At 70.5% G+C, this 24,519-nt stretch carries 24 protein-coding genes and 1 pseudogene; 11 read left to right on the forward strand and 14 right to left on the reverse strand.

Features of this window, described 5'->3' with window-relative positions:
- The first annotated feature begins 115 nt into the window (after positions 1-115).
- Complete coding sequence (locus tag ACFVYL_RS36640) at positions 116-568, forward strand: DUF6082 family protein (RefSeq protein WP_389724229.1); 453 nt, start codon at positions 116-118, stop codon at positions 566-568.
- A gap of 8 nt (positions 569-576) precedes the next feature.
- On the opposite strand, the gene ACFVYL_RS36645 is transcribed toward ACFVYL_RS36640, so the two are convergent.
- From ACFVYL_RS36645 to ACFVYL_RS36665, 5 genes are all read right to left on the reverse strand, one after another.
- On the reverse strand, positions 577-759 hold the full coding sequence (locus ACFVYL_RS36645) for an Rmf/CrpP fold protein (RefSeq protein ID WP_389724232.1): 183 nt from the start codon (positions 757-759) through the stop codon (positions 577-579).
- A 250-nt stretch (positions 760-1,009) separates the two neighbouring features.
- Positions 1,010-2,101: a phage minor capsid protein gene (locus ACFVYL_RS36650; RefSeq protein WP_389724235.1), complete on the reverse strand. Its 1,092-nt coding sequence runs from the start codon at positions 2,099-2,101 to the stop codon at positions 1,010-1,012.
- The gene (locus ACFVYL_RS36655) at positions 2,098-2,955 is read right to left on the reverse strand and encodes a phage minor capsid protein (RefSeq protein ID WP_389724238.1); all 858 of its coding nucleotides are present in this window, start codon (positions 2,953-2,955) and stop codon (positions 2,098-2,100) included. The genes ACFVYL_RS36650 and ACFVYL_RS36655 overlap by 4 nt, the downstream gene beginning before the upstream one ends.
- Before the next feature lie 326 nt (positions 2,956-3,281).
- Positions 3,282-4,439 (reverse strand): terminase large subunit domain-containing protein, encoded by a 1,158-nt coding sequence (locus ACFVYL_RS36660; protein WP_389724241.1) that lies wholly within the window; start codon positions 4,437-4,439, stop codon positions 3,282-3,284.
- 6 nt (positions 4,440-4,445) lie between these two features.
- Positions 4,446-4,871, reverse strand: coding sequence for a helix-turn-helix domain-containing protein (locus tag ACFVYL_RS36665; RefSeq protein WP_389724244.1), 426 nt, complete (start codon positions 4,869-4,871; stop codon positions 4,446-4,448).
- Positions 4,872-5,980: 1,109 nt separating this feature from the next.
- On the opposite strand from ACFVYL_RS36665, the gene ACFVYL_RS36670 reads away from it, so the two are divergent.
- Entirely contained in the window at positions 5,981-6,169 is a 189-nt protein-coding gene (locus tag ACFVYL_RS36670) for a hypothetical protein (RefSeq protein WP_389724246.1), read from the forward strand.
- Between the two features lie 439 nt (positions 6,170-6,608).
- Here ACFVYL_RS36670 and ACFVYL_RS36675 read toward each other — a convergent pair whose 3' ends face one another.
- Positions 6,609-7,043, reverse strand: coding sequence for a hypothetical protein (locus ACFVYL_RS36675; protein WP_389724249.1), 435 nt, complete (start codon positions 7,041-7,043; stop codon positions 6,609-6,611).
- 479 nt (positions 7,044-7,522) lie between these two features.
- Here ACFVYL_RS36675 and ACFVYL_RS36680 point away from each other — a divergent pair, with 479 nt between their 5' ends.
- A complete protein-coding gene (locus tag ACFVYL_RS36680; RefSeq protein ID WP_389724297.1) occupies positions 7,523-9,271 on the forward strand; it encodes an ABC transporter ATP-binding protein in 1,749 nt (582 codons plus the stop codon).
- A gap of 278 nt (positions 9,272-9,549) precedes the next feature.
- Positions 9,550-10,362: a maleylpyruvate isomerase family mycothiol-dependent enzyme gene (locus ACFVYL_RS36685; RefSeq protein WP_389724252.1), complete on the forward strand. Its 813-nt coding sequence runs from the start codon at positions 9,550-9,552 to the stop codon at positions 10,360-10,362.
- A 57-nt stretch (positions 10,363-10,419) separates the two neighbouring features.
- Here ACFVYL_RS36685 and ACFVYL_RS36690 read toward each other — a convergent pair whose 3' ends face one another.
- Positions 10,420-10,812 carry a VOC family protein gene (locus ACFVYL_RS36690; protein WP_389724255.1) on the reverse strand — a complete coding sequence of 131 codons (393 nt, stop codon included), beginning with the start codon at positions 10,810-10,812 and terminating at the stop codon, positions 10,420-10,422.
- A complete protein-coding gene (locus ACFVYL_RS36695; protein ID WP_389724258.1) occupies positions 10,809-11,108 on the reverse strand; it encodes an ArsR/SmtB family transcription factor in 300 nt (99 codons plus the stop codon). Before ACFVYL_RS36695 ends, ACFVYL_RS36690 begins: the two co-directional genes overlap by 4 nt.
- A gap of 216 nt (positions 11,109-11,324) precedes the next feature.
- Between ACFVYL_RS36695 and ACFVYL_RS36700 the strand changes: the two genes are divergently transcribed.
- The 3 genes and pseudogenes from ACFVYL_RS36700 to ACFVYL_RS36710 all read left to right on the forward strand — a co-directional run bounded on the left by ACFVYL_RS36700 (position 11,325) and on the right by ACFVYL_RS36710 (position 15,085).
- Positions 11,325-12,599, forward strand: coding sequence for a serine hydrolase domain-containing protein (locus ACFVYL_RS36700; protein ID WP_389724261.1), 1,275 nt, complete (start codon positions 11,325-11,327; stop codon positions 12,597-12,599).
- Positions 12,600-12,839: 240 nt separating this feature from the next.
- Positions 12,840-13,691 (forward strand): aldo/keto reductase, encoded by an 852-nt coding sequence (locus ACFVYL_RS36705; protein ID WP_389724264.1) that lies wholly within the window; start codon positions 12,840-12,842, stop codon positions 13,689-13,691.
- A 303-nt stretch (positions 13,692-13,994) separates the two neighbouring features.
- A pseudogene (locus ACFVYL_RS36710) lies at positions 13,995-15,085 on the forward strand (IS110 family transposase).
- Here the strand turns inward: ACFVYL_RS36710 and ACFVYL_RS36715 are convergent.
- Both ACFVYL_RS36715 and ACFVYL_RS36720 read right to left on the reverse strand, forming a co-directional pair.
- Positions 15,026-15,748: a cation transporter gene (locus ACFVYL_RS36715; protein WP_389724267.1), complete on the reverse strand. Its 723-nt coding sequence runs from the start codon at positions 15,746-15,748 to the stop codon at positions 15,026-15,028. The pseudogene ACFVYL_RS36710 and the gene ACFVYL_RS36715 sit on opposite strands and share 60 nt — an antisense overlap.
- Positions 15,748-16,083: an ArsR/SmtB family transcription factor gene (locus ACFVYL_RS36720; RefSeq protein WP_389724269.1), complete on the reverse strand. Its 336-nt coding sequence runs from the start codon at positions 16,081-16,083 to the stop codon at positions 15,748-15,750. Before ACFVYL_RS36720 ends, ACFVYL_RS36715 begins: the two co-directional genes overlap by 1 nt.
- A gap of 198 nt (positions 16,084-16,281) precedes the next feature.
- Here ACFVYL_RS36720 and ACFVYL_RS36725 point away from each other — a divergent pair, with 198 nt between their 5' ends.
- Both ACFVYL_RS36725 and ACFVYL_RS36730 read left to right on the forward strand, forming a co-directional pair.
- A complete protein-coding gene (locus ACFVYL_RS36725) occupies positions 16,282-17,145 on the forward strand; it encodes an ABC transporter substrate-binding protein (RefSeq protein WP_389724272.1) in 864 nt (287 codons plus the stop codon).
- 131 nt (positions 17,146-17,276) lie between these two features.
- Positions 17,277-17,606 carry a DUF952 domain-containing protein gene (locus tag ACFVYL_RS36730; protein WP_389724275.1) on the forward strand — a complete coding sequence of 110 codons (330 nt, stop codon included), beginning with the start codon at positions 17,277-17,279 and terminating at the stop codon, positions 17,604-17,606.
- Positions 17,607-17,704: 98 nt separating this feature from the next.
- Here ACFVYL_RS36730 and ACFVYL_RS36735 read toward each other — a convergent pair whose 3' ends face one another.
- Positions 17,705-18,325 carry a CGNR zinc finger domain-containing protein gene (locus ACFVYL_RS36735; RefSeq protein WP_389724278.1) on the reverse strand — a complete coding sequence of 207 codons (621 nt, stop codon included), beginning with the start codon at positions 18,323-18,325 and terminating at the stop codon, positions 17,705-17,707.
- Positions 18,326-18,431: 106 nt separating this feature from the next.
- Between ACFVYL_RS36735 and ACFVYL_RS36740 the strand changes: the two genes are divergently transcribed.
- Positions 18,432-18,818, forward strand: coding sequence for a PPOX class F420-dependent oxidoreductase (locus ACFVYL_RS36740; RefSeq protein WP_389724280.1), 387 nt, complete (start codon positions 18,432-18,434; stop codon positions 18,816-18,818).
- Here the strand turns inward: ACFVYL_RS36740 and ACFVYL_RS36745 are convergent.
- Together ACFVYL_RS36745 and ACFVYL_RS36750 are read right to left on the reverse strand one after the other, a co-directional pair.
- A complete protein-coding gene (locus tag ACFVYL_RS36745) occupies positions 18,808-19,851 on the reverse strand; it encodes a tetratricopeptide repeat protein (protein WP_389724282.1) in 1,044 nt (347 codons plus the stop codon). The genes ACFVYL_RS36740 and ACFVYL_RS36745 overlap by 11 nt on opposite strands.
- 179 nt (positions 19,852-20,030) lie before the next feature.
- Positions 20,031-21,182 carry a hypothetical protein gene (locus ACFVYL_RS36750; RefSeq protein WP_389724285.1) on the reverse strand — a complete coding sequence of 384 codons (1,152 nt, stop codon included), beginning with the start codon at positions 21,180-21,182 and terminating at the stop codon, positions 20,031-20,033.
- Between the two features lie 218 nt (positions 21,183-21,400).
- On the opposite strand from ACFVYL_RS36750, the gene ACFVYL_RS36755 reads away from it, so the two are divergent.
- Complete coding sequence (locus ACFVYL_RS36755) at positions 21,401-23,368, forward strand: M13 family metallopeptidase (protein WP_389724288.1); 1,968 nt, start codon at positions 21,401-21,403, stop codon at positions 23,366-23,368.
- Between the two features lie 42 nt (positions 23,369-23,410).
- On the opposite strand, the gene ACFVYL_RS36760 is transcribed toward ACFVYL_RS36755, so the two are convergent.
- A complete protein-coding gene (locus tag ACFVYL_RS36760; protein ID WP_389724291.1) occupies positions 23,411-24,172 on the reverse strand; it encodes a PIG-L deacetylase family protein in 762 nt (253 codons plus the stop codon).
- Between the last annotated feature and the right edge of the window lie 347 nt (positions 24,173-24,519).

A 24,519-nucleotide genomic window follows, 5' to 3' on the forward strand; every position in this document is an offset into this window, starting at 1 on the left:
GGCGCTCAGCCGGATGCGGGCAAACGAAAAGGGCCCGCATTTGGCAGGCGGTGATGAGTTTGTTCGTAGGAACCGGCTACCGGACAGCAGCGTCTATGGGCACGGAGGGGGCTTCATGACCGTGTTATCGCTGATCATTTCTGCTGCTGCGCTAGCGGGCGTCGCGATGTCTTTGATCTACCAATCCCGACAAACGCGTCTGTCCCGAGAAGAGAACATGAGGGCGTCGCATCGAGAACTCTTGGTTATGTCCATAAATGACGAGACTCTGCGGCCCTGCTGGGGAAGTCCATTGGCAGAGCTTCCAGATGTCATAACACGACAGATGCTGTTCTCGAACCTCATCGTGTCGTGGTGGCACTCTGCTTACCTGATCGAGGAAACGACAGACCAGCAAGTCAGCCTGCTATTCCGCAACTTCTTCGAGGGGGATATTTCTAGAGCATATTGGGAAAGAGTGCGTGCTGGATGGGGTGAGTTGGCACGCGCTGGAAAGTCCTCGAAAACCAAGCGCTTCGTCTCACTCGCGGATGAACAGTACCGGGCAGTTGTGTCAACAGGTGCCTAACTCCCAGGCTACTCTTGGCGCGCGAAAGGGACGGCAAAGCTAGAAAGAGGGCGAGTTGTAGCGTAGCCACGTATCCACGCGGTCCGCAGCGTCGACGTGCTCGGGTACGGGCACGCTGTCGGTGGCTCGCCCCGCTCGCCTGCCTCGCGGCCTGCCGTGGCGGCCTTCACGATCTGCTCGCGCGTGCCCATGGTCACCTCGTATTCTGCTGGTCCGACTCGTTCTTACGGGCGCCATCAGCCCATCGTTGGCTGCGTCCGGTCGCCTGCTCGATGAACTCGGCCTGAGTCAGGCGCCCGTGTCCGGCCCACCACTCTTTCAGCTCGTCGGACGCGCGCGCGTACGCGATGCGCGCGGGCCCGCTGAACAGACTGAGCGGGCTGTGGCCGACGGCCTGAGCCTTCTTGTTGAGCAGGTAGCCGCGGCAGTCCTCTTCGGCTTTCAGATACTGCCGGTATACGTACTCGTCGTACAGGGTGCGGGCCTCGCGGCGCGTGATCGTGTGCCGCTCGTCCTGCTCGCCCTCCTCCTCGCCCTGGCGGTGGCGAGGGCGGCGGCCTCGGCGGCGAACTTCTCGTCGTCGGCGAGCGCACCCCACTGCTCCGGGTCGGGCGCGGGTGCCACGGCCTCGGCGAGGGCGTCGCGGTCGGCGAGCAGGTCGTCGACGGCGTCGCCGGTGTCCGCCGGGGCCGGTAGCTCGACGGCGTCGCGGGGGTCCATCTCGGCGGCGATGCACAGGAGTTCGGCGGTGTTGGCGTACTGCATGGCCCATGCGAGGTCGTCGTCACCTACGCCCGACAGATCGGCGAGCAGGTTCCCGCCGGGGAAGAGGCGGGCGAGCAGGTCGCGGCGGGCGGCCTCCGAACCAGTCCCGGCGTCGCGGTAGCGGGCGGCGAGCTGGGAGTCGGATAGGCCGACCAAGTCGGCCCGCACGTCCAGGTGTTGCCCGGCGCGATCGCGGCGGTCGGTCTCGGCCATGATGCGCATCTGGTCGTCCCGGTCGACGTGGGCGTACAGGCGGGCGAGGTCGTCGTCGGACAGGGCGAGCAGATCCTCGACCAGGTGCCCGCCGGGGGCGGCGCGGTCGAGGGCGGTGAGGTCGCGGCGGTCGGCCTCGGCCTCGATCCGTCGGCGTGCGCGGTCGTCGAGGGGCGTGCGGAGTGCGGCGGCGAGCTGGTCGTCGCTCATCTCCCGCACGGTCGCCTCGTCACCCGACCACACACTAGCCCGCTCGACCTGATCCGGCGCCGGCGGGCGCGGCGCCGCGGGGAGGTTCCCCGCGCCTTCCTGCTCGCGGCGCCGAAGTCGGCGCAAGTCGGGGTGGGCGCCGAGGTGATGGCGCATGGCGCCCTGCCACGCGCGGACCTTGGCGCGGGTGGCGCGCTTCTCCGCCGGGGTGGTGGCGACGGCTTCGCGGCGCTTCCATTTGCGGATGTTCCGCTCGATGGCGCGCTGACGCTGTCCGGCCTCGTACCCGGCGGCGTCCGGCTCGGCGTCCTCAACCGTGGTCAGCCCCGGGGCGTAGGCACTCACGGAGTGGCGGCAGTTGGGGTGCTGCAACCCGCGGGCGCGCGCTTCGTCGAGCGAGCCGGCGACGCGGACGGGCACACCATGCGGCCGTCGTCGAGGGCGCGCTCGATCTCGACCGTGCGCGGGCCCGCGGGCCCGCCGATGGTCAGAATGCGGCGCTCCCACGGGCGGCACAGCGGGCACTCGCGTGCAGCGTTGGAAACGATGACCAGGTCGACGCCGTGCTCGGCGAGAGTGCGCATGTGCGCCTCGGTCGTCGCGCGGGCAACGCTCGTGCGAACGGCCATCTCGGCGTAGCTGGTGAGCTGCCAACGGCGGCCGGCGCGGTCGGTGAATGCCTTGATGCCCTGGTCGGCAAACCGGCGCATGGCGTCTTGTGCGGCCTGGCGGCGGGTGCCGGTGCCGAGCAGGGGTGTTGCCGTGACCTCGGCGACGACGGCCCGGAAGATGTCGACGACCGCCCGCAGAATCGAGCGGTGCGTCGAGGTGACCACGTCGACCACTTCCTGAGCGAGCCTGTTCACAGCCTGTGCGTTGGGCGTGATGTCGTCGACCAGGGCGCGCGCGTCGTCGGGCAGGGCGCCGATCTCGGCGAGCGCGGCCCGGTGTCCGACGTTGTACGCCTCGGCAACCGCGTCGAACACGTCAAGCTGAACGGCCTTGCCCAACTCGTCGACCACACTCTGTGAGGCGCGGCGCAACGACTGGACCGCGGCGAGCTTTCGCTCGGCCCACCCCGGAGCGTCGAGGCCCTCAGCCAACTGCCGCGCGATGATGCCGAGTAGGCGTTCCTCGGCGGCGTACAGGTCGCGGGTACGCTCGGCGAGAGGTTCGACCATGCCGGGGTGAATCGCCATAATTCATCCCCTTTACGCGCCGACCGGCGATGCGACATGTCAGGAAGAACCGCCCAAGTTCACTCGTACGTGTGGCGAGGACTTGCGAAAAGGGCGCAGCAAGCTACATACCGCCCCGCTCGCAGCGGAAGACCCCGCTGGGATATGCCATCTGGTCGAGTGAACGATCCCTACGCAGCGCCAGGTTCAGGTGCAGGGTGGCCCGTAAGGGATCGCCTGAGAGGTGGGTAGGGAATGAGTCACAAGCTCGGTATCACCTGGGATGGCATCAAGGTGGCTTGGACCCCGGTCAGTGCTAGCGGCGGCCTGGCGGGGATCATCTTGGACTACGTACAGACTCCGGTGCAGATCGCGGGAACCGTAACTCTGGTGGCCGTCTCGGCCCTTCGGGATGTGGCTCTTGAGGCTGTTCGGTCGCGGCGTGGCAAGGCGAAGTAGTGGGCGGGCGTCACAACGGGAACGTCCCGACAGGATCGGGTGCGGCTGCGCCGGTCTCGGCGAGGATCGCGGCGACCTCGGCATTTACCTCGCCGTCCTCCCATTCGGGGTGTAGCCACCGGACCTTGGTTGCGGTGGACGCGGCGCCCGCACGTGCGAGTAGGTCGAGGGTTGTCGCCGTGCTCTGCTCGCTCTCGGTGGCGCCGTCGCCGAACTCGACGCGGGGGCGCTCGGGCTTGATGCGCCGACCGAAGTGCACGGCGTCGAGCTGCAAGAGAATGTGCAGGATGTGAGCGAGAGGCGCGCGCGTGTATCCGGCCTTTTGCCCAGTGCCGGCGCATGTCGGGCAGCTCGGTGACGACGTGGCGGGCCTCGTCCCACATGTCGTAGATGACGCCCTCGGCGACCACCCACGCACCGTCGATCATGCGGCGGCGCCACAGATCGACGTACTCGGCGGTGAGGTCGGCGACGTACTCGGGCGACAGGCTCGGGTTATCGGCGAGGCGGAAGTGCCACGCCCTGAGATTCAGCTCGGCCGAACGGTCGAGATACCCCGTCTTGAGCCAGTGGCGCGGGGAATCTGGGTTGGTCGTGGCGTACAGCCGGTCGCCCAACACGGACAGGCGGGCGAGGAGCTGAGTCCAGAATCCTTCGGGTACGAGGGTCGCCTCGTCGACGTACGCGAGCTGTGCGGTATGGCCACGTAGGCGACCCTCGGCGGCGCCTAACAGGTTGACGGTGCGGCCGAGGATCGTCGCCGTGGTCGCTCCGCGGGTGTGCACGATGTGCCGGGCCAGGGGCCCGAACAGGGCGCGGTCCTGGAGGGGCTCTAAAAGGTTGCGCTCGATCGTCTGGAGGCTGCGCCCGCACACGATGATCAGTCCGGATGGTCCGGCCGTGGCGACGGCGATGACGAACGCCAGTAGCGAGGCGATCGTCTTTCCGCTGCGCACGCTGCCGTGCCACAGGTTGATTCGGGCGGTCGCCTGCCCGATGCAGCGCAACTGCTTGCGAGACAGGGGCAGGCGGCCGAGGTCGAGCACCGTGGCTCACCCCCCGGCGTCGCCCCTGGCGTCGTGGGCCTGGTCGTCGTGGGCGGTGGGCTGCGTCAGGGCCTCGCCGAGGGCGCCCAGCATGCTGCGCACTTCCTCGGCGTTCTCTCCGCCCTCGGCGGGGGTGAGGCGTAGCGAGGTACCGATGGCGGTCTGTACCGACGCGACGATCTGCCGTTGGTCGGTGAATCGGGGTTGGGCGAGGTGGGTCTCGTGCCACTCGCCCTCGCGGCCGGCGAACTCGCCGTGTGTGGTGGGCGCCCATGGCTGGATGCGTAGCTGCTCGGCGTCGCCCTGGAGCGCGAGGGCGAGAGCGGTACGGCGTGCGGCGAGGTCTGCGCGGCGTACCTCCGTGGCGGCGGCAACTTTGGGGGCGCGGTCGAAGGTGAGCGGCGGCTCGAACGCTCCGGCGATCTTCGACACGGTCGACGGACTGCGCTTGATGGCGCGGTCGATAGCATTCCGCGACTGGCCAGCAGCGTGCAGTGACCTGACCTTGCGACGATCTGCATTGGTAATGGGGTGGGCAAAGAAATACCCCAAAAAGGAACGAAAGAGGCCCAGGGTGTGAAGGCAACGCACGAGATAGCTGGGGCTATTGCATCACCGATTATGGGTCGATTAGCTATCTTCTGCGCGTTATGAGAGTAGGGGGGGCAATTCCATCGGTTTAATTCTTGGAAGGCGGCGCGTGATGTAGTTGTAGTGCCCGACGACAGGCCGCACGGCCTGAGCGGCAACATGGTCGGCCGACCTGCTGCGTGAAGTCCACTGACGTGCATTGCACTTGGAGGCTGGTCAGCATGTCCCGATGCGAAACACCTCGGGCCCCCCGCGGGCGTTGGTCAAAGAAGCGCGGAGTGATCGTTGTCATCGTTCTGGTCGTGCTCGCAACTGCTGAGCATCTGAACGAACGCCAGTACGCCGCCCTGCTGGTCTGCCTCGCCGCCGTGCTGCCTGCGCTGCTAGTGGCAGCGTAAGCGTCAAAAAGGGCCCCGTCGCATGCGAGATGCGGCGAGGCCCTTCGCGTATCCGTTTCCAGGCACGCCGCCGAAGACGGGCTCAACTATAGGTCACGGAACGGTAACGGAGAAACCGATGTGCAGCGTGCGTCCCGCTGGGAGCGGCACTGTGGCGGTGGCGAGCCTGCCCGCGACTGAGTGAGGATCCGTCGCCGACCCACCGACACGGGGTCGACGCGCGACGGGAAAAGCTCAACATGCGGAACGGCCTCCGAGTGTCACGCGTGTCGGGCGGGCGCCTCGGCTCGATCACCAAATCGTTGGTGGTCAGACCGGGCATGCCTGCGTGCGGCTTGGCCACCTTGTTACGGAAAGGTCGCCGGACCACATGGAACAGATCGGTTGGACCCCAATGATCACCACGATGATCGCAGGGGAACGCTCGTCCTGCATCATCTCTTCGACCAGATTCCACCGCTGGCTGACAAAGCGGTAGCGGCGGTCAAGGCACTTCGGCGCCTTCGCGATGCCTGGCGTGAGGACTAGCGATGTTCGTGTCCGGTCGGAGGGGTGCGTCGGTCCGTCAGCGCCGCTGGTGTCGGTCTGGAGCGTGGCGTCTTCTGCTCACTCGACGATCTCAAGACCGCACTCGACGAATGGATCAAGACCTGGAACGAGGCCGCCCGGCCCTTCAAGCGGACCAAGACCGCCGACCAGATCTGCCACTACTGCGACAGGATCTCCGGACCGGCTCACTAGTTGCGGCGGCGCCGTCCCCGCCACAGCACGGCGACCAGAATCACTACGGCGAGAACGATGAGCACCACGAGGTCCGTCGTACTGCTGACCTCGTAGACGCCGCGAGCCATGGTTGGCCCCATATTCACCTGCAACACCTCTGTCACTGACTTGTGTGACCCTCAGGGCCCACACGGCTCGGTCCTAGCGGCGCTTGAGCTACTTGTAGCGGATGACTGCTGTCCCGGCTCCGGGGCATGGAGTTGCGAGTGCCCCCGGGGGCGCGGTTGAAGCCGTGTCCACACCGGCAGTTGAGGTCGCCGACAGGCCGAGCGGCCCGATGCCGAAGTACGTGTCGCCGAGCTTGATGTGCCAGCCCCGCCCCGCCCCGGTCGGTCGAGCCGTAGCGCCCGTCGCAGGTCTTGCTAGGCCGACGGCGCCCCCGTCTCGATGTCCGCGATCAGCTGGTGGATGAGTGCGGCGCCGGGCGTCCCGCCACCGTGGCGGTCGCCGCCCCCGACACTCCGAGGGCGCCGGCGAGCGCCTTGTGGGCGCGGCGCCAGGCGCGGCTGCGGCGGCCGTGTACGTGGTCGACGAAGGCCTGGGCGTACTGCGTCATGGAACGGGCCCAGAGGTCGTGCCGCGGCTGCGGGCCCGCCGACGCGCGGCGCACCCTGCGCCACGCGTCGGCGGGTCGGGCCCGGGCTTGCGCCACGGCGAGCAGTGCCCAGCTGACGGCGGCGGCCGGGCCGTGCTCCGCGTGCACGGGGATGGTGTCGGCGGCCTCCCGCAGATGGGCGATGGCCCGTTCCGTGCTGCCGTCCTTAAGGGCGAGCGCGCCGAGCACGTGCGAGACGCGCACGACGGTGGCGTCGTCGCCCGCGAGCATGCCCACGCGCCAGGCCTGGCCGAGCAGTTCGGCGGCCTCCGAGGCGTCCGAGCTCCTCGCCCCTGCCGACCAGAGCGCCGGTCACCCGGCCCGACCGCTCCCCACCGGCGTCCTCGTCCTGCCCCCGTACTCGCACACCCATCCACTCCGCTCGCGCACTCCGCCGCCGCGAGCCTCACCGCTCGCCCCGTCTCCGTCCGTGCAGAATCGTCACTGCACCGAACTCGGTTGATCGGCTAACTTCTCTTCGGCGGCCGGGGTACTGAAGCGCCGAGCCGAATCACACGGGGCGGTGACGCACCGCATGGCAGTACGGGTGAGGGCGGGCCCGGGCGAGCTCGGGCCCGGCGCACGCGTGTGCCACCTCAGTCAGGTGGATCTCGCCGTACCGCGTCCTGCCGGACGTGACCGACGCCTCCCTCACCCCAGGACCCGCCCCCGCCGGAACCGGGCCGAGCGGCACAGCCGCCGACGAGCCGGAGCGGATGCCCGCCAAAGAGACGTGGCGCGCCCTGTACCGGCACTTCCGGCCGCACCGCGGAGCCGTCGCGCTCGGTGCCTTCCTGACGCTGATCGGCTCGGCGACCGGCCTCGCTCAGCCGCTGGCGGCCAAGTCCCTGGTGGACCGGCTGGGCAGCGACGACTCCATCACCGGCATCCTGGCGCTCCTCACCGCCCTGGTGGTGCTCGGCACCGCGATCGAGTCCGTCGGCGCGTACGTCCTCGAGCGCACCGCCGAGTCCGTCGTGCTCGCGGCGCGGCGCACCCTGATCGGGCGGCTGCTGCGGCTGCGTCTCGCCGAGGTGGAGCGGACCCAGCCGGGTGACCTGATGTCTCGCGTGACCTCGGACACGACGCTGCTGCGGGCGGTGACGACCCAGTCCGTGGTGTCCGCCGCGTCCGGCGGGCTCACCTTCCTCGCGACGATCGTGATGATGGGGCTGATGGACCCGGTGCTGCTCGGTGTGACGATGGGCGTGATCGTGCTGATCGGTGGCGCGGTGTCCCTGGTCATGCCGAAGATCGCGCAGGCCACGGAGCGGGCGCAGGAGGCAGTGGGCACCATCTCGACCGCTCTGGAGCGGGCGTTCGGCGCCTTCCGCACGCTGAAGGCATCCGGTGCCGAGCAGCGTGAGGCCGCCGCGGTGGAGGCGGCCGCGCAGGACGCGTGGCGGCACGGGGTGCGCTCGGCGAAATGGCAGTCGCTCGCGTGGAGTGCGGTCGGTCTCGCGGTGCAGGTGTCGTTCCTCGCGGTGCTCGGGATCGGCGGCGCGCGGGTCGCGTCGGGCGCGATATCCGTCTCGACGCTCGTGGCGTTCCTGCTCTTCCTCTTCTATCTGATCGACCCGGTGTCGCGCCTGGTCGGGGCGGTGTCGCAGTACCAGGTGGGGTCGGCGGCGGTCGCCCGCATCGCGCAGGCCGAACGCCTGGAGACCGAGCGCACAGACCGGCCGGAGGCGGGGGAGGCGGCACGCTCCGCGTCCCCTTCCGGCGCGGCTTCCGTCACCTTCGACGACGTGACCTTCCGCTACCGCGAGGACCTCCCGTACGTGCATCACGGAGTGGACTTCGACGTCCCCGGCCCGGGCATGACGGCGTTCGTGGGGCCGTCGGGCGCGGGCAAGACCACCGTCTTCGGCCTCATCGAGCGGTTCTACGAGGCGACGGGCGGCCGGGTCCTGGTCGACGGCAGGGACGTGCGCGAGTGGCCGCTCGCCGAGCTGCGGTCGGCCATCGGGTACGTGGAGCAGGACGCGCCCGTCCTCGCGGGCACCCTGGGCGAGAACCTCCTCTTCGCCGCGCCGGACGCCACCGATGCCGAAGTCCGGCACGTACTGGCACGCGCACGGCTCGACGCCGTGGTCGACCGGCTGCCGGAGGGCCTGGACACGGTGGTCGGCCACCGGGGCTCCAAGCTGTCCGGTGGCGAGCGACAACGGGTGGCGATCGCCAGAGCCTTGCTCAGAAAGCCCCGCCTGCTGCTGCTCGACGAGGCGACCTCCCAGCTCGACGCGGTCAACGAACTGGCCCTGCGGGACGTGGTGGCCGAGGTGTCCCGCGAGGTCACGGTCCTGGTGGTGGCGCACCGCCTGTCGACGGTGACGCTGGCGGACCGGATCGTGGTGATGGACGCGGGAAAGGTACGGGCGGTGGGCACGCACGCCGAACTGGTCGCGGCGGACCCGCTGTACGGCGAGCTGGCGGCGACCCAGTTCCTGGCGACGTCGGCATGACCGACAGCCCACGGCCCACGAGGCCGACACCCCGGCGGTCCACGGGCCCGCGGCAAGGGCCCGCGCGGTCCGAGGTTCCAGAGCCCGCGCCGGCCGAACTCCCGGAGCCTGGGCCGTCGTTGCCCGAAATTCCGCAGCCCGGGCCCTCGCATCCCACGCCCCCGCACCCCGTGCCTCGGCACACCGGCCCCCCGCGCCCCGCCCCTTCCCATCCCTCGGTCCTCATCAGCCCCTGGTTCGTGCCCGGCATCCTGCAACCCGTGGTCTACCGTGACGACATGACGCGCCCCAGCCGCAGAGCGGTCCACGACCGTTACGCCGACCGAATCGTGGACCAGACAGCCCAGTTGACCTCTGTCGTCGCCGGAGCGGAGGCGACCGTGCCCGTGCCGGGATGTCCGGGGTGGACCCTCGCGCACCTGCTGCGCCACGTCGGCGGCACGCACCGCTGGGCCGAGACGGTCGTGCGGACCCGGGCCACCGGGCCGGTCCCGGACGAGCAGGTCAATCTCGTGACCCCCGGGGCCGACGACGACATCCCCGCGCTCTCCGACTGGCTCACGGAAGGGGCCGCCCGGTTCGCGGACACCCTTCGGGAGGCGGGTCCGGATGTCGAGGTGTGGACGGTGGCCCCGGGCGGCACCCCGCTCTTCTGGGCCCGCCGCATGACGTACGAAACCGTCGTCCACCGATTCGACGCGACGGCGGCGGTCGGCGGGACGTACACCCTCGACGCGGACGTCGCGCTCGACGGCCTCGACGAGTGGATCGAGTTCAGCGCCCTGCCCCAGGCGTACGAGTCGCAGGACGCGCGGCGTGCGCTGCTCGGTCCCGGCCGCACGCTCCACCTGCACGCGACGGATACCCCCGAGGGCACGGGGGAGTGGCTGATCGACCTCACTGAGGAGCCGATCACCTGGACCCACGCCCACGAAAAGGCGGCCACCGCCGTACGCGGCCCGCTGACGGACCTCCTGCTGCGCCTGTACCAGCGCCGCAGGCCCGCCGACGCCGACGGCATCGAAGTGCTGGGGGACGAGGCCCTGTTCACCGACTGGGCGTGGGGTGCGGGCCACTGGCTGCGGAGGTGACGTGCGCCCACCCGGCCGGGCGGGCGGGGAGCGGTTGCTCAGATCCGGTGCCCCGCCCTACTCGCTGTGCATGATCTGAATCAGATTGCCGCAGGTGTCGTCCAGGACGGCGACGGTGACCTCGCCCATCTCCAGCGGTTCCTGGGTGAAACGCACACCGGCCGCGCGCAGCCGGTCGAACTCCGCCCGCACGTCCTCCACGGCGAAGGCCGCGGCCGGGATGCCGTCCTCGACGAGCGCCGACTTGTACGGCTTCACCGCGGGGTGCCCGTCAGGTTCGAGCAGCAGCTCGGTCCCGTCGGGCTCTTCCGGTGAGACCACGGTCAGCCAGCGGTCCCCGCCCTCGCCCACCGCGACCTCGGTCTTCTTCACGAAGCCCAGTACGTCCGTGTAGAAACGCAGGGCCTTCTCCTGGTCGTCGACGAAGACGCTGGTCAGGTTGATCCTCATGGAGAGTCCTCCGGTGCATCGGGGCGGGGTCTGAGCCACCGGGTCGCGATGTGCTCAAGGGGTTCGGGGGTCAGGTCGTGCAATTTGCAGCGGCCCTGGCGCCGCGAGCGGACCAGGCCCGCCGATTCCAGTACGGCCAGATGCTGGCTGATCGCCTGGCGGGACAGTCCCAGGTTGTGCTTGGACGCCAGCCTCGCGCATATCTCGAACAGCGTCTGGCCGTCCCGTTCCGCCAGCTCGTCGAGGATGCGCCGGCGGGTGGGGTCGGCCAGCGCCTTGAAGACATCGTCCGTCACGCCTCCACGATAGGCAAGTAGCGACCTGCCTATCAAGGTGGGGTTCTCCGCACCTCCTGCCAGGGGGGCTCCTCCATGGCGTGCCGCCGTCCTCGCATGGGTCAATGATCTTGCGGCGGGCGAACCGCCCGGCCGCCGCTCGACACTCCAACACCCGGCATCCGTAGGGCTGTTGGGGTTGCTTCGAGCTCCTTCCAGTGAGGTGAGGTAACCGCCATGACGCAGCTGCGAAACGTGACCTGTGACGCCGCAGGATCCCCGGCCCGTCCCGATGGCCAGGGAGCCGGCGGGACCCGGGGAGCCCGCCCCCGGTCCGCCTCGGTGCGCCGCAAGGCCGCCCTCGGCTCGGTGGCGGCGATCGCGGTGGCGGCGACGCTGGCGATGCCGGTCTCGACCGCGTGGGCCCAGCCCGACCACGACCGCGCCGGATACGGCCGGGCGGACCTCCAGCGAGGCCTTGACGACATCGTCCGCAAGGACGGGGTGGTGGGTGCCCAGGCCACCCTGGTGCACGGAAAGCACCACAGCTCCGTGCGGAGCGGAACCGCCGACCGCGACACCGGCCGGCCGGTCCCGCACCAGGGCTACTTCCGGATGGGCAGCAACACCAAGACCTTCGTCTCCACCGTGATGCTGCAACTGGTCGGCGAAGGCCGCATACGCCTCGACGACACCGTCGACCAGTGGCTGCACGGCGTGGTCGACGCCAACGGCAACGACGGCCGGCGGATCACCGTACGCCAGCTGCTGCAGCACACCAGCGGCCTGCCCGACTACGACGAGAGCCTGCCCGTCACCGACGAGGAGGAGTTCCAGAAGCACCGCTTCGACCGCTACGCGCCGCGCGACCTCGTCGACATGGCCCTGCGCCACCGGCCCCTCTTCGAGCCCGGCAAGGGCTGGAGCTACTCCAACACCGGTTACATCCTGGCCGGGATGATCATCGAGAAGGTGACGGGGCGGCACTGGAGCGACGAGGTGCGGGAGCGGATCATCGAGCCCCTCGGCCTGAAGCACACCTTCTCGGCGGGCACGCGCACGGGTCTGCCCCAGCCGCACGCCAAGGGCTACCAGCAGTTCAAGCCCGGGGGCCGCCTGGTCGACAGCACCGAGGTGAGCATGACCTGGGGCGGCTCGGCGGGCGACCTCGTCACCACGTCGAACGACCTCACGCGCTTCTGGCAGGGCCTCCTCGGCGGCAAACTGCTCGCGCCGCGCCAGATGGCGCAGATGCTCAAGACGGTTCCGGCCCCCGAAGCGAGCGACAAGGCGGTCAAGGAGATGGGCCTGGGCATCTTCTGGACGCGGCTCAGCTGCGGAGGAGGGTACTGGGGCCACGGCGGGACCACGCTCGGCCACCTGAACACCAACGGCTTCGTCGACAAGGGCAAGAAGGGGGTCATCGTGATGCGTTCCACCAACCTGGCCGCGGAGGATCGCGACGACCGCGCCGACCGGCTCGTCGACACCGCACTGTGCGCGAAGAAGTGACGCTCCCTCCGTGACGGTCCTTTCGTAACACTCCCTCCGTGACGGTCTTTCCGTGACCGCCTCTTCGTGACCTTGCCTGCTGGGGCCCGGTTCCGCGGCCGCGCCGGCCGCTTGCGCCATACGGGGGGCGGTGCCGGCCGCGTGGGGCCCCCAGTCGGCCGTCTGGGCGGGCGCCGCCGGGGCGCGCGGGCCACAGTGGACTTGCCGGTGGACGAGGAACCGGAGAACGAAGGAAGCACCATGGAGCACGTCACCCTGAACAACGGCACCGAGATGCCGGTCCTCGGCTTCGGCGTCCACCAGATCCCGCCGGATCTGACGGAGCAGGCCGTCTCCGAGGCCCTCGCGGCCGGATACCGGCTGATCGACACCGCCGCCGCCTTCGGCAACGAGGAGGCCGTCGGCTGGGCGATCAAGAGCAGCGGCATCCCGCGCGAGGAACTGTTCATCACCGGCAAGCTCTGGGTGCAGGACGCCCCCGCCGAGGACAACACCCGACGCGCCTTCGAGACATCGCTGGCCAGACTGGGCCTGGACCACCTCGACCTGTATCTGATGCATCAGCCCTACGGCGACGTGTACGGACAGTGGCGCGCCATGGAAGCCCTCCACCGCGAGGGCCACGCCAAGGCGATCGGCGTGGCCAACTTCTACCCCGACCGGCTGATCGACCTCACCCTGAACAACGCCGTCACGCCCGCGGTCAACCAGATCGAGACCCACCCGTTCTTCCAGCGCGCCGCCGACCACGACGTCATGCGCGAGCACGGCGTCCAGATCCAGTCCTGGGGCGGGTTCGCCGAGGGCAGGAACGATCTGTTCGCCACCCCGCTGCTGCGGGAGATCGGCAAGCAGTACGGCAAGTCCGTGGCGCAGGTGGTCCTGCGATGGCTGACCCAGCGCGGCATCGGCGCGATCCCCAAGTCGGTCCGCGCCGACCGCATCGCGGAGAACATCGACATCTTCGACTTCGAACTCTCCGACCACCAGATGGCCCAGATCACCACGCTGGACACCGGGGAGTCGCAGTTCTTCGACCACCACGACCCGGAGATCGTCACCTGGCTCACCCGGCGACGCCTGGACGCCTGACGCCTGGACGCCTGTTGTCTGTCTTACCTTCTTGGTGGGTTCGAACTGGTCATTCGTAGGATCGGTGGAGCCCAGGCGCTCTGGGTACGGCTCGTTGCCCGTTGCAGTCGATATGGCCCAGGCAACTTGGCCGCCCGGAGCCCCGCGACGACTCGACCACCAATTGGGAATCGCGACTCGATCGCTCCGTAAGACAACGTCGGCGAGGTCGTCTGCGGGACAGGTGTTGACGACGAGCTGGCGGAGGGAAGCGTGCCCGAGATCTGGGCCGGACTGGACATCGGCAAGTAGCACCACCACGCGGTGGTGATCGACGCCGACGGCAAGCGGCTGCTGTCCCGCCGCGTGATGAACGACGAGACCGAGCTGCTCCAGCTGCTCGGAGACGTCCTGGAGATATCCGGTGACGTGCTGTGGGCCGTGAACATCAACACCGGCATCGCCGCACTGGCGATCGGCCTTCTCCTCAACCACGGCCAGCCCATCGCCTACCTCACCGGCCGCACTGTCCAACAGGCGTCCGCCACTACCGGGGCGAAGGCAAGACCGATGCCCGAGACGCCTTCGTCATCGCCGACCAGGCCCGCATCCGCCGCGACGTGAGCATGCTCCGTCCCGGCGACGACATTGCCCTCGACCTGCGGCTTCTCACTGCCCGGCGCTTGGACGTCGTCCACGACCTGACCCGCCAGATCAACCGCCTGCGGGCCCAGCTCCTGGAGTTCTTCCCCGCCCTGGAACGGGCCCTGGACCTGACGAAGAAGGGCCCCGTGGTCCTGCTGACCGCGTACCAGACCCCGGCAGCGATCCGCCGCATGGGCGTCCGGCGGCTGGAGGCCTGGCTCCGCAACCGCAAGGTCAGCGGCGCCGGCACGCTCGCGGCCCGCGCCGTGGAAGCCGCCCAGGCCCAGATGACTGCCCTGCGCGGCGAGGAGCTGGGCGCCGAGGTCATCCTCACCATGCCCGGAATGGGGCCCACTCTGGGTGCCGAATTCATCGCCGCGACCGGCGGTGACCTCACGGCCTTCTCCAACCCCGACCGCCTGGCCGGCTTCGCCGGCCTGGCGCCAGTCCCCTGGGACTCCGGGAAAGTCAGCGGGAACCTGCGCAGGCCCCGCCGCTACCACCGTGGCCTCCAGCGGGCTCTCTACCTGTCCGCTGAGGTCAGCGTGTTCTGGTGTCCCGTCTCGAAGGCGTACTACGACCGGAAGAGGAAGGAGGGCAAGGGCCACAAGCAAGCCGTCCTTGCCCTCGCGCGGCGCCGCGTCAACGTCCTGTGGGCCATGATCCGGGACAAGAAGCCCTTCGGCGGTGGTGGGGCGCCGTCGGTGCGGTCAGTTGCAGCAGTCGCATCCGGGGTGGCAGCCGCACGCATCGGACTCGGCGCCGGCTGACGGCACGGTCGCCGCGGCGGGGGCCGCGCAGCAGCCCTTGCCCTGCCAGGCGTCGCGGCCTTCCTTGACTGCGATGGCGGCGATGACCAGAGCGGCGATCGGGTCGGCCCAGGACCAGCCGAGGGTGGCGTTGAGGACCAGGCCGAGCAGCAGCACGGCGGACAGGTAGGTGCACAGGAGCGTCTGCTTGGAGTCGGCGACCGCGCTGGCGGAGCCGAGTTCGCGACCGGCCTTGCGCTGGGCGGCGGACAGGAACGGCATGATCGCGAGCGACAGGGCGGCGATGACGATGCCGGGGACCGACCGCTCGACCTCCCCGGTGCTGGCCAGTGCGCGGACGGCATCGACGGTGACGTATGCGGCGAGCGCGAAGAACGACACCGCGATGATCCGCAGGGTGCGCTGCTCGCGCGCCTCCCGTACAGCCTGGTCACGGGCGGAGAACTGCCAGGCGACCGCAGCGGCGGAGGAGACCTCGATGACCGAGTCCAGGCCGAAGCCGATCAGAGCGGTGGAGGAGGCGATCGTCCCAGCGGTGAGGGCGACGATCGCCTCGATGACGTTGTAGGTGATGGTCGCGGCGACCAGCAGGCGTATCCGCTTGGTGAGCGCTTCGCGGCGGTCCGGGGGCGGCCCGAGGGATATGGATATCTCGGCGGCCATCAGCAGCACCCCTTGGTCGAGGCGTCGGTGCACGTGCGGTCGGTCTCGACTGCCACCACAGCGGTGCGCAGGTCGTCCAGGGCGTGGCCGAGGCGTTCGTCGGCCAGCTCGTAACGGATGCGGCGCCCGTCCGGGACAGTGACGACCAGGCCGCAGTCGCGCAGGCACGCCAGGTGGTTCGACAGCCTGGTCCGAGAGACGCCGAGCGCGTCGGCGAGATCGGCCGGGTAGGCGGGGGCATCACGCAAGGCAAGCAGGATGCGGCAGCGGATCGGGTCGGCGAGCGCGCGGCCGAACCGGGCCAGCACCTCGATGTCGGAAGCAACAGTCAGCACACCATGACGGTACACATAGTCCTGAATTCAGGAAAGCGTGAACGATCTGGCAGCTTGACATCGAGATTGGGAAGTTGCCTGTCGCCTGACCGCAGGGTGGCCGGTCCCGTGTACTCCGGGGTGCGCCCGGGCAGGTAGCACCGGGACGGCCACGGCACGACGGGCCACGGCACGGGACGGCGGGAGGGAACGGGCATCATGGCACAGGAAACGGGCCAGGGCTGGGAGTTCACCGACGACCGGGGCCACCTGGTGAGGACCGGGCGCCGCCCGTCCCGGCCGGTCGCCTATGTGCCGACCGGCGCGGCCCTGTACGACCACGGCATACGTCCCGCCGGCCTCTTCGGGTCGGCGCACGACGACCCGGCCCTGCCGGACCCGGCCAAGATGGGCAGCCTCCCTCTAACGGGGCTCCCCTACTTCGGTGCCGGCTCAGCGCTCGACCTGGACGCCCTCCTCGCCGCCGCGCCCGATCTGGTCGTGGCGCTCACCTACGGCGGCGGTCAGGTCTACGGCATCGACCCGGAGGCCGCCAAGCACCTGGAGGAGCAGGTCCCGCTCGTCGTGCTCGACGTCGGGGGCGGCCGCAGCCTCGCCGGCATCCGGGACCGTGTCACCGCCCTCGCACGCAGCCTGGGCGCCACGGCGCGGACCGACGCGGAGGCCGAACTCGCCGCCGCGGAGCTCCGGTTGACCACCGCGGCCGCGGGCCCCGCCCGGCCCCGGGTGCTCGCCCTCTCCCCGGCGGGGCCCGACTCCGTCCACCTGGCGAGGCCGTACGCCTGGCCCGACCTCGCCGCGCTCGCCGGTTTCGGCGTCGGCCTCGTGGACCCGGACCCCGGGCAGGGCGCCAACTGGTCTACGACCACCTGGTCGGAGGCGACCGCGCTGGAGCCGGACCTGGTTCTCACGGACGTGCGCGGCAACGCGGCGCCTCTGGGCGACGTCTTCGGCCCCGGCGTCCCCGCCCTGCCGTGGAACCCCGAACTGCCGCCCAGCGCTCGCCAGCACGCCTACTTCCACACCGCGCTCGCCGAAGCCCTGGAGGCCGCGCGGCCCTGACCCTGTACCGGCCGCCGATCCGAGCCGCCCAGTCGAGCAGGAACCACACCGGCCTCACGGGGGCCGCCCGTCCGCCCGGTTCGTCGCGAGCTTGGCCGTACGCTGATCCGCCCGCCACGTACCGTTGGCCCATGACGCGACTGCTGCACATCACCGAGCGCGCCCTGTGGGAGGCGGCCCGGCAGGCCGGGACGTACGAGATGTCGACCCGTGGAAAGACGCTGGGCGAGGAGGGCTTCATCCACTGCTCGCTGCCGGACCAGCTGCGGGGCGTGGCCGAGTTCGTCTACGGGGACTACGAAGGGCCGGACGAGCTGGTGGTGCTGACCATCGACAGCGAACGCCTGACCGCGCCGCTGCGCTTCGAGGCCGCGAGGCCCGGCGGCGTCGAGTACCCGCACCTCTACGGGCCGCTGCCGGTGGACGCGGTGGCCGACGTGACCCCGTGGCCGAAGGCCTGACGGCAGCCGCTACCGGGCCTCGGCGCCGGACCGGTCCGCGAGGTGGCCGTGCAGGCGGGACGGGCTCCGCGGTTTCCTGACGCCTCATCGGCAACCCATCAGGCGGTGTCCTCGTCGGAGCGGCGCGCGCGCAGCGTCCTGACCTTGTTGCGGTTGCCGCAGTGCTCCATCGAGCACCAGCGGCGGCGGCCGGGGCGCGAGGTGTCGACGTAGACCAGCGAGCAGTTTCCCGCCGAGCACATCCGGATGCGGTGCGCGAACGGTCCGGTCAGGAGTTCCACGGCGTCGCGCGCCACGGTGGCGAGCAGCCGGGTCCCGTCGGCAGGGCCGGCCCATCCGCGCCCGCCGTCGGGTGCGACGGTGGGGATCAGCGGCGGGTGGGCGGCGGCTTCGTTGATGACGTCGATGTCGGCCGGGTCGGCGGGGTCGGCGGGGTCGTCAAGGGCCCGGGCGGTCGTCACACGGAACAAGGCGTCCCGCAGCCGTCGGGCGGCGACCACCTCGGCGTCGGACACCTCCGCCACCGGCGTGGGCCTCAGCCGCGACCGCTCCGCCCACGCGGTCAGATCCGCGGGCGCGTGCAGCATCTCGTACCGCTTGAACTCGCCGGGGCCGCCGGTGGTGAGCAGCTCCAGGCAGAGCGTGCCGGGGTCGAAGCGGTAGGTGGATCCGCTCCGGGACGTCATCGGCATGCCGGGGGGCGGCAGCGGCTGTTCCATGTAACCAATATAAGGGGTTACCTTCTTGCCTAGCTGCCTAGCTGCCTAGCTGCCCGGCTGTCCCGCCCGCCGGGCCCATCCACCGGGCCGGATCTAGACTCTCGCCATGGCCGACACTCTGCTGACGCAGCTCAGCGCCGGAAAATACCTGCTGGTCAGCAGCTACAAGAGGGACGGCACTCTCGTCCCGAGCCCCGTCTGGGTCGTCCCGGACGACGACGCGCTCGGCATCTGGACGCCCGGGGACTCATGGAAGGCGAAGCGGATCCGCAGGCGCGCGGACGTCATGGTCGGACCGTGCGACCGGCGGGGCAAGCCCACGGGCGAGCAGGTGCCCGCCACCGCCGAGATCTGCGCGCCGGACGTCACCGCCCGCTACCGCACCCTGATCCTGCACAAGTACGGGGTCGTCGGCTTCCTCACCCTGTTCGGCAGCAGGATCCGCCGCGGCCTGAACGGCACGGTCGGGATCCGCATCACACTCACACGCTGACGGCGCTCGCAGTGCTCGCCGCTCTCGCCGTCTCGGCGCGGAAGGCGACCACCATGTCGCGCGCGTGCCGCAGCCCCATGCGGCCGAAGTCGGCTTCAAGAACCGCCAGTTCGGCGAGCGTCTCCTGCCGGTCGCGCCCGAGCCGCGCCCGGCACTTCGCCAGCCCGAGCCGGGACAGCGCGGAACCGCGCGGCTCGCCCATCGCGTCGAACTCCTCCAGTGCGACGGCGTAGGTCTCCTCCGCCGTCGCGAAACGCCCGGCGCGGTACAGGACGTTGCCGCGCATCTTGTGGTTGTAGGCGAGTGCGCTCGCCAGGTCCATGGCCCGGCACACCTCCTCGGCCTCGGACAGCAGGGCCAGCGCCCGGTCCGGTTCGCCCCGCAGCGACAGTACGTCGGCCACGCCCCGCAGTGACCAGGCGCGTCCCCGCGCGTCGTCCGCGCCGGTGGCGATCCGGACCGACTCCTCGAACAGCTCTAGGGCCTTCGCGTGGTCACCGGAGTTCCGGTGCATCTGCGCTATCCCCGTCATCGCCCAGACCATGTGCCGCGCCTCACCGCGCGCCCGCCCCTGCGCAAGCAGCTCCTCGTGGAGCGCGGCGACGGCCGCGTAGTCACCCTGGATGCGGCCCGTCTCGGCGAGGCCCGCGAGCGCGTAGCCGCGCGCGAGGTCGTCGCCGCTGCCCGTGGCCAGCTCGACGGAGTGGGCGAGCAGCCGCCGGGCGAGCGGCAGCGCCCCGCACTGCCGCGCGAGGGTGCCGCCGCTCCACAGCGCCCAGGCCATGGCCCCGCCGTCCCCGGCGGCACGTGCGTCGCGGTAGCTCTGCCGCCATGCGGCGCCCGCGTCGTCGACCCGGCCGAGCCGCCGGCTGGCCTCGGCGAGCGCGAGGGCGGCACGCGCCCGCTCGGCCGCCCCGCCGGCCCGGCAGAGCGCACGGCCCGCGGCGGCGCGGACCTCCTCGTAGGAGGAGTTGACGGTCAGCTCCGAGCGCAGCTCGCCCTGGTACTCCGGGGCGAATGCCTTGACGTACATGGATCCGAGGCCTCTCGATCGTTCGGCACAGTGGCGTGATCAAGAAGCTACGAGCCGGGCCCGGGGCGGCGAATCCCTCCCCGTGCGGGTCATCGCGTACGACTCGAGTGCTACGGGCGAGACCGTGATCAACCTCGGGACGTACGGGACGGACTCCACGCCCGGCAGGGAGGGGACCGTCAGGAAGAAGCCTGCTCCTGCTGGGCGGTCGCCGTCTGGAGGGCGGTGATGCACGCGCCGATGGCCTGCTGGAGGTCTTCGAGCCGCCGCACCATGTCGTCCTCGTAGATGTCGTCGATGTCGTCCACGTCGTCGAACGTGAGCTCCTCGAAGACCTTCGTGGCCTTCTGCAGGCTGCTGTAGAACTTCGCGCGCCGCTCCTGCACCCGCAGTTCCGGGTCGCCCTGAACGGTCTGCGCCACCATGTCGCGGACCGTGTCGTACGCCTCGCGCGCCCACTCGCCGGACTCTTCGCCGTTGTCCAGCTCGTCGATCAGGGAGAGGTGGCGCTCGGCCTCCTCGCGCAGCTCGGCGGGAGCGTCGATCAGCTGCCCCGCGGGCGTCTTGACCTGGCCCTTCTCCACGATCTGGCGGACGTAGTCGACACGGTCGCCCGCCTTCGCCTCGGCCGCCACGGCCTTCTTGAGGTCGTCGGCGCGGACGATGTCGCGGACCAGCTCGGTGCGCAGCGCCGGGTCCTCGTCGAGGCGGTCCATCAGGGCCTTGCGGGCCGCTTCGGCGGTGCCGGGGTCGGCGAGGATCGCGGCGCGCAGGGCGGTGGGGTTCTCCGCGACCTCCAGCGCTTTGGTGGGCCGGATGCCCTCGGCCTCGGCCGCCTCGGTGATCGCCTCGCCGCGCCGGGTGAGGGCGCTGGAGCGGGCGGTGTAGTACGACAACCAGACGTCGGCGTCCGGGAGTTCGACGTCCATGCCGGGGGAGAGCGCCTCGAAGTGCGGGACCATGCCGTCGTCGGCGGCCTTGTCCCAGGCCTTGTAGTAGCGCATGACACGGTCGGCCGAGCAGCCGGCCAGCTCGGCGAACTCCTTGGCCGAGACCTTCGGCGTCTCGCCGGCGCCCTGCCCGCCGGGCCGCACGCTGCGGGCGACCTTGAGGCCGAAGGCCCAGCCGCCGGTGCGCGCGTACGCCCCGAAGTCACGGGCGTCCTCGGCGACCAGCGCCGTGGCCTCGGCCGCTCCCGGAGCGACCTCGGGCTCCGCGGACCAGGTGGACTCCGGGGCCGGGTCGGGCTCCGCGGACCACATGGCTTCCTCGGGGGCGGCGCTCGCCCCGGAGGTGGTGGCATCCTCGGAGGGGGAGAAGGCTACGGTCACGGATGTTCTCCTGGGTGTCACGGGCGTACGGAGGTTGACGCAATACCTTATCTCTCCTATTGGGATGTTTTGCTCGCGAGTTGGTGTGCCCCGCGACTCCTCCTGCCGCTCCTCTGCCGCTCCTCCCGGCCACCGCCGGGATTCCCGCGGCGCCCTTGCCGGGACACCCTCGCCGGTACGCCCTCCGTGCCGGGCGGTCGCTCGCATAGGCTGCCCGGATGAGCATTCTGGATGACGCCCGCCCGGGCATGAACCCCGAGATCCGCCCGCAGGACGACCTCTTCGGGCACGTCAACGGTGTCTGGCTGGACACCGAGAAGATCCCCGAGGACCGGTCCAGCTGGGGCCCCTTCGTGCAGCTGGCCGACACCGCAGAGCAGCAGGTCAAGACGATCATCCAGGAGCTGGCGGCGCAGGCCTCGGCCGACCCCGGCGCGGCCTCCGAGGACGCCCGGAAGATCGCCGCGCTGTACGCCTCCTTCATGGACGAGGAGACCATCGCCGCCCGCGGTCTCGCGCCGGCCCAGCCCTTGATCGACGAGGTGGTGGCCCTGCGGGACACCCGGGAGCTCGCCGCCTTCCTCGGCCGTTTCGAGCGGATCGGCGGCTCCGGCCTCTTCGGCTCGTACATCGACTCGGACGACCGCGACTCCGACCGCTACCTCTTCAACCTCCTCCAGGGCGGGCTCGGCCTGCCCGACGAGTCGTACTACCGTGAGGAGAAGTTCGCCGAGATCCGCGAGAAGTACCTCGCCCACCTCACCGAGCTCCTCACCCTCGGCAAGCACGAGGACCCGGCGGGCGCCGCGCGCACGGTCCTCGCGCTGGAGACGAAGCTCGCGGCGGGGCACTGGGAGCGGGCCGAGACCCGTGACGTGCTGAAGACCTACAACCTCACCACCCTCGACGAACTGACCGCCCTCGCGCCCGAGTTCGACTGGCGCGGCTTCGTCACCGGGCTCGGCGGCTCGGCCGCCACCATCGCGGAGACCTGCGTCCGCCAGCCGTCCTACCTCGCCCACCTCTCCACGGTCCTCGCCGAGGTGCCGATCGAGCAGTGGCGGGACTGGGCCCTCACACGTGTGCTGCACTCCTGCGCGCCGTACCTGTCGGACGAGTTCGTGCGGAACAACTTCGAGTTCTACGGCCGCACCCTCAACGGCACCCCCGAGCTGCGCGCCCGCTGGAAGCGCGCCGTCGCCCTCGTCGAGGGAGCCATGGGCGAGGCGGTCGGCAAGGAGTACGTCGCGCGGCACTTCCCGCCGTCGTCCAAGGCGATGATGGACGACCTCGTCGCCAACCTCCTGGAGGCCTACCGCCAGTCGATCGCCCGCCTCGACTGGATGACCGACGAGACGAAGGAACGGGCGTACGAGAAGCTCGCCACGTTCCGCCCCAAGATCGGTTACCCCGACTCCTTCCGCGACTACTCCGCGCTGGAGGTCTCGGCCGACGACCTGCTCGCCAACGCGCAGGCGGCGGCCGCGTTCGAGTCCGACCGGCAGCTCGCCAAGATCGGCGCGCCGGTCGACCGCGACGAGTGGTTCATGCTGCCGCAGACCGTCAACGCGTACTACAACCCGGGCACCAACGAGATCTGCTTCCCCGCGGGCATCCTGCAGAAGCCGTTCTTCTCGCCCGACGCCGACCCGGCGGAGAACTACGGCGGCATCGGGTCGGTCATCGGCCACGAGATCGGCCACGGCTTCGACGACCAGGGCGCGCAGTACGACGGCGCGGGCAACCTGAACGACTGGTGGACCGCCGCGGACAAGACCGCCTTCGAGGCGAAGTCGAAGGCGCTCGTCCAGCAGTACGACGCCTTCTCGCCCCGCAACCTCCCGGGCGAGTTCGTCAACGGCTCGCTGACCGTCGGCGAGAACATCGGCGACCTGGGCGGCCTGACCATCGGCCACACCGCGTACCTCATCGCGCTCGACGGGGCGCCGATGCCCGAGAACGACGGTCTGACCGGTTCGCAGCGGCTCTTCATGAACTGGGCGTACTGCTGGCGCACCATGCGCCGCAAGGAGCAGGAGCAGCAGTACCTGACGATCGACCCGCACTCGCCGCCGGAGTTCCGCGCCAACATCGTCCGCAACCTCGACGAGTTCCACGAGGCGTTCGGCACGGCGGAGGGCGACGGGCTGTGGCTGGACCGTGCGGAGCGCGTACGGATCTGGTGACGCGCACGGTGTGAACGCCGCGGGGCCGACGCCCCGCGGCGCTCACGCGGTCAGTGCTTCGCGGTGCCCGGCCACCGGGGCGGGCTCGTGACGGACGTACCACTCGGTGGAGAGCAGCCGCTCCCGCGCCTCTGGGAGAAGAGCGGCGACCAGACCCGGCAGCGCACCCCGCGCCACCTCGCTCCGGTGGGCAAGGACCGCGGCGACCTTTCGCTCCAGCCAGGCACCGACATCGACGGTCGCGGTGACCTGCTCGTCCGGGACGCTGTACAGCGCCCTGCGGGCACCGGCCAGGTCGCCCAGGGCGGCCACGGCCGAGTCCGGGCACGTGGCCAGATAGAGGGCGCTCGGCTGCCAGGGCGCGCCCGCGTCCGGGTACAGCTTTGCGAGGCCGGCGGCCCGGGTGGCGAGCACGGTGATCCGGTGGGTGTGCACGTGGTCCGGATGGCCGGTCGGGCTGCCGTACGCGTCATGGGTGACCACGATCCGGGGGCGGAACTCCCGGATGTGGCCGACCAGCCGCCGTACCGCCTCGTCGAGCGGCGCGTCGACCAGACGTGGCTCACCGGGGGCCGACTCCGGGACACGCGCGTCCGCGTACCCGAGCAGCCTCGGCCTGCCGGCGCCGAGGTGGCGAAGCGCTTCGGCGAGTTCGGCGGCGCGGTGCGTCCCCTCGGCCCAGGTCGCCGTGACGACAGTGGTACGGGCGCCTGCGGCCGCGTGCCGGGCGAGCACGCCACCGGCCGACAGGGACTCGTCGTCCGGGTGGGCAAAGACCGCCAGCAGGCTCGGTTCATCAGCCATGGAGGGGTTCCCTTCCGAGCGGGGGTGTGAGCGAGGCGGAGCGCACGAGCGGTGAGCGGTTCACGGCCGAGCCACCGGCAGGTATCTGATCTGGCCTCTTCACCTCATCAACGAGAGCGCCACCGGGTGGGACACCGGGCAACGACCGCGACCATCGCCATCTACGGCCAGCAGGGCGAACGGGTGCACGTGGCAGACGTGTGACATGACATGCCGGGTTACACGGGCGGCCTCTGTGCGGCGCCCACCCCCCGCCCCCCACAAGCCCCCCCCCCCCCCCCACCAAGCCACCCCCCCCCCCGCACCCCCCCGCCAAGCCGTGCGCCAGGCCCCCCCCAACCCCCGCG

Origin of the sequence: Streptomyces sp. NPDC058308 (genome assembly GCF_042880275.1) — a bacterium.
In the GTDB taxonomy this organism is placed as follows: Bacteria; Actinomycetota; Actinomycetes; order Streptomycetales; family Streptomycetaceae; genus Streptomyces.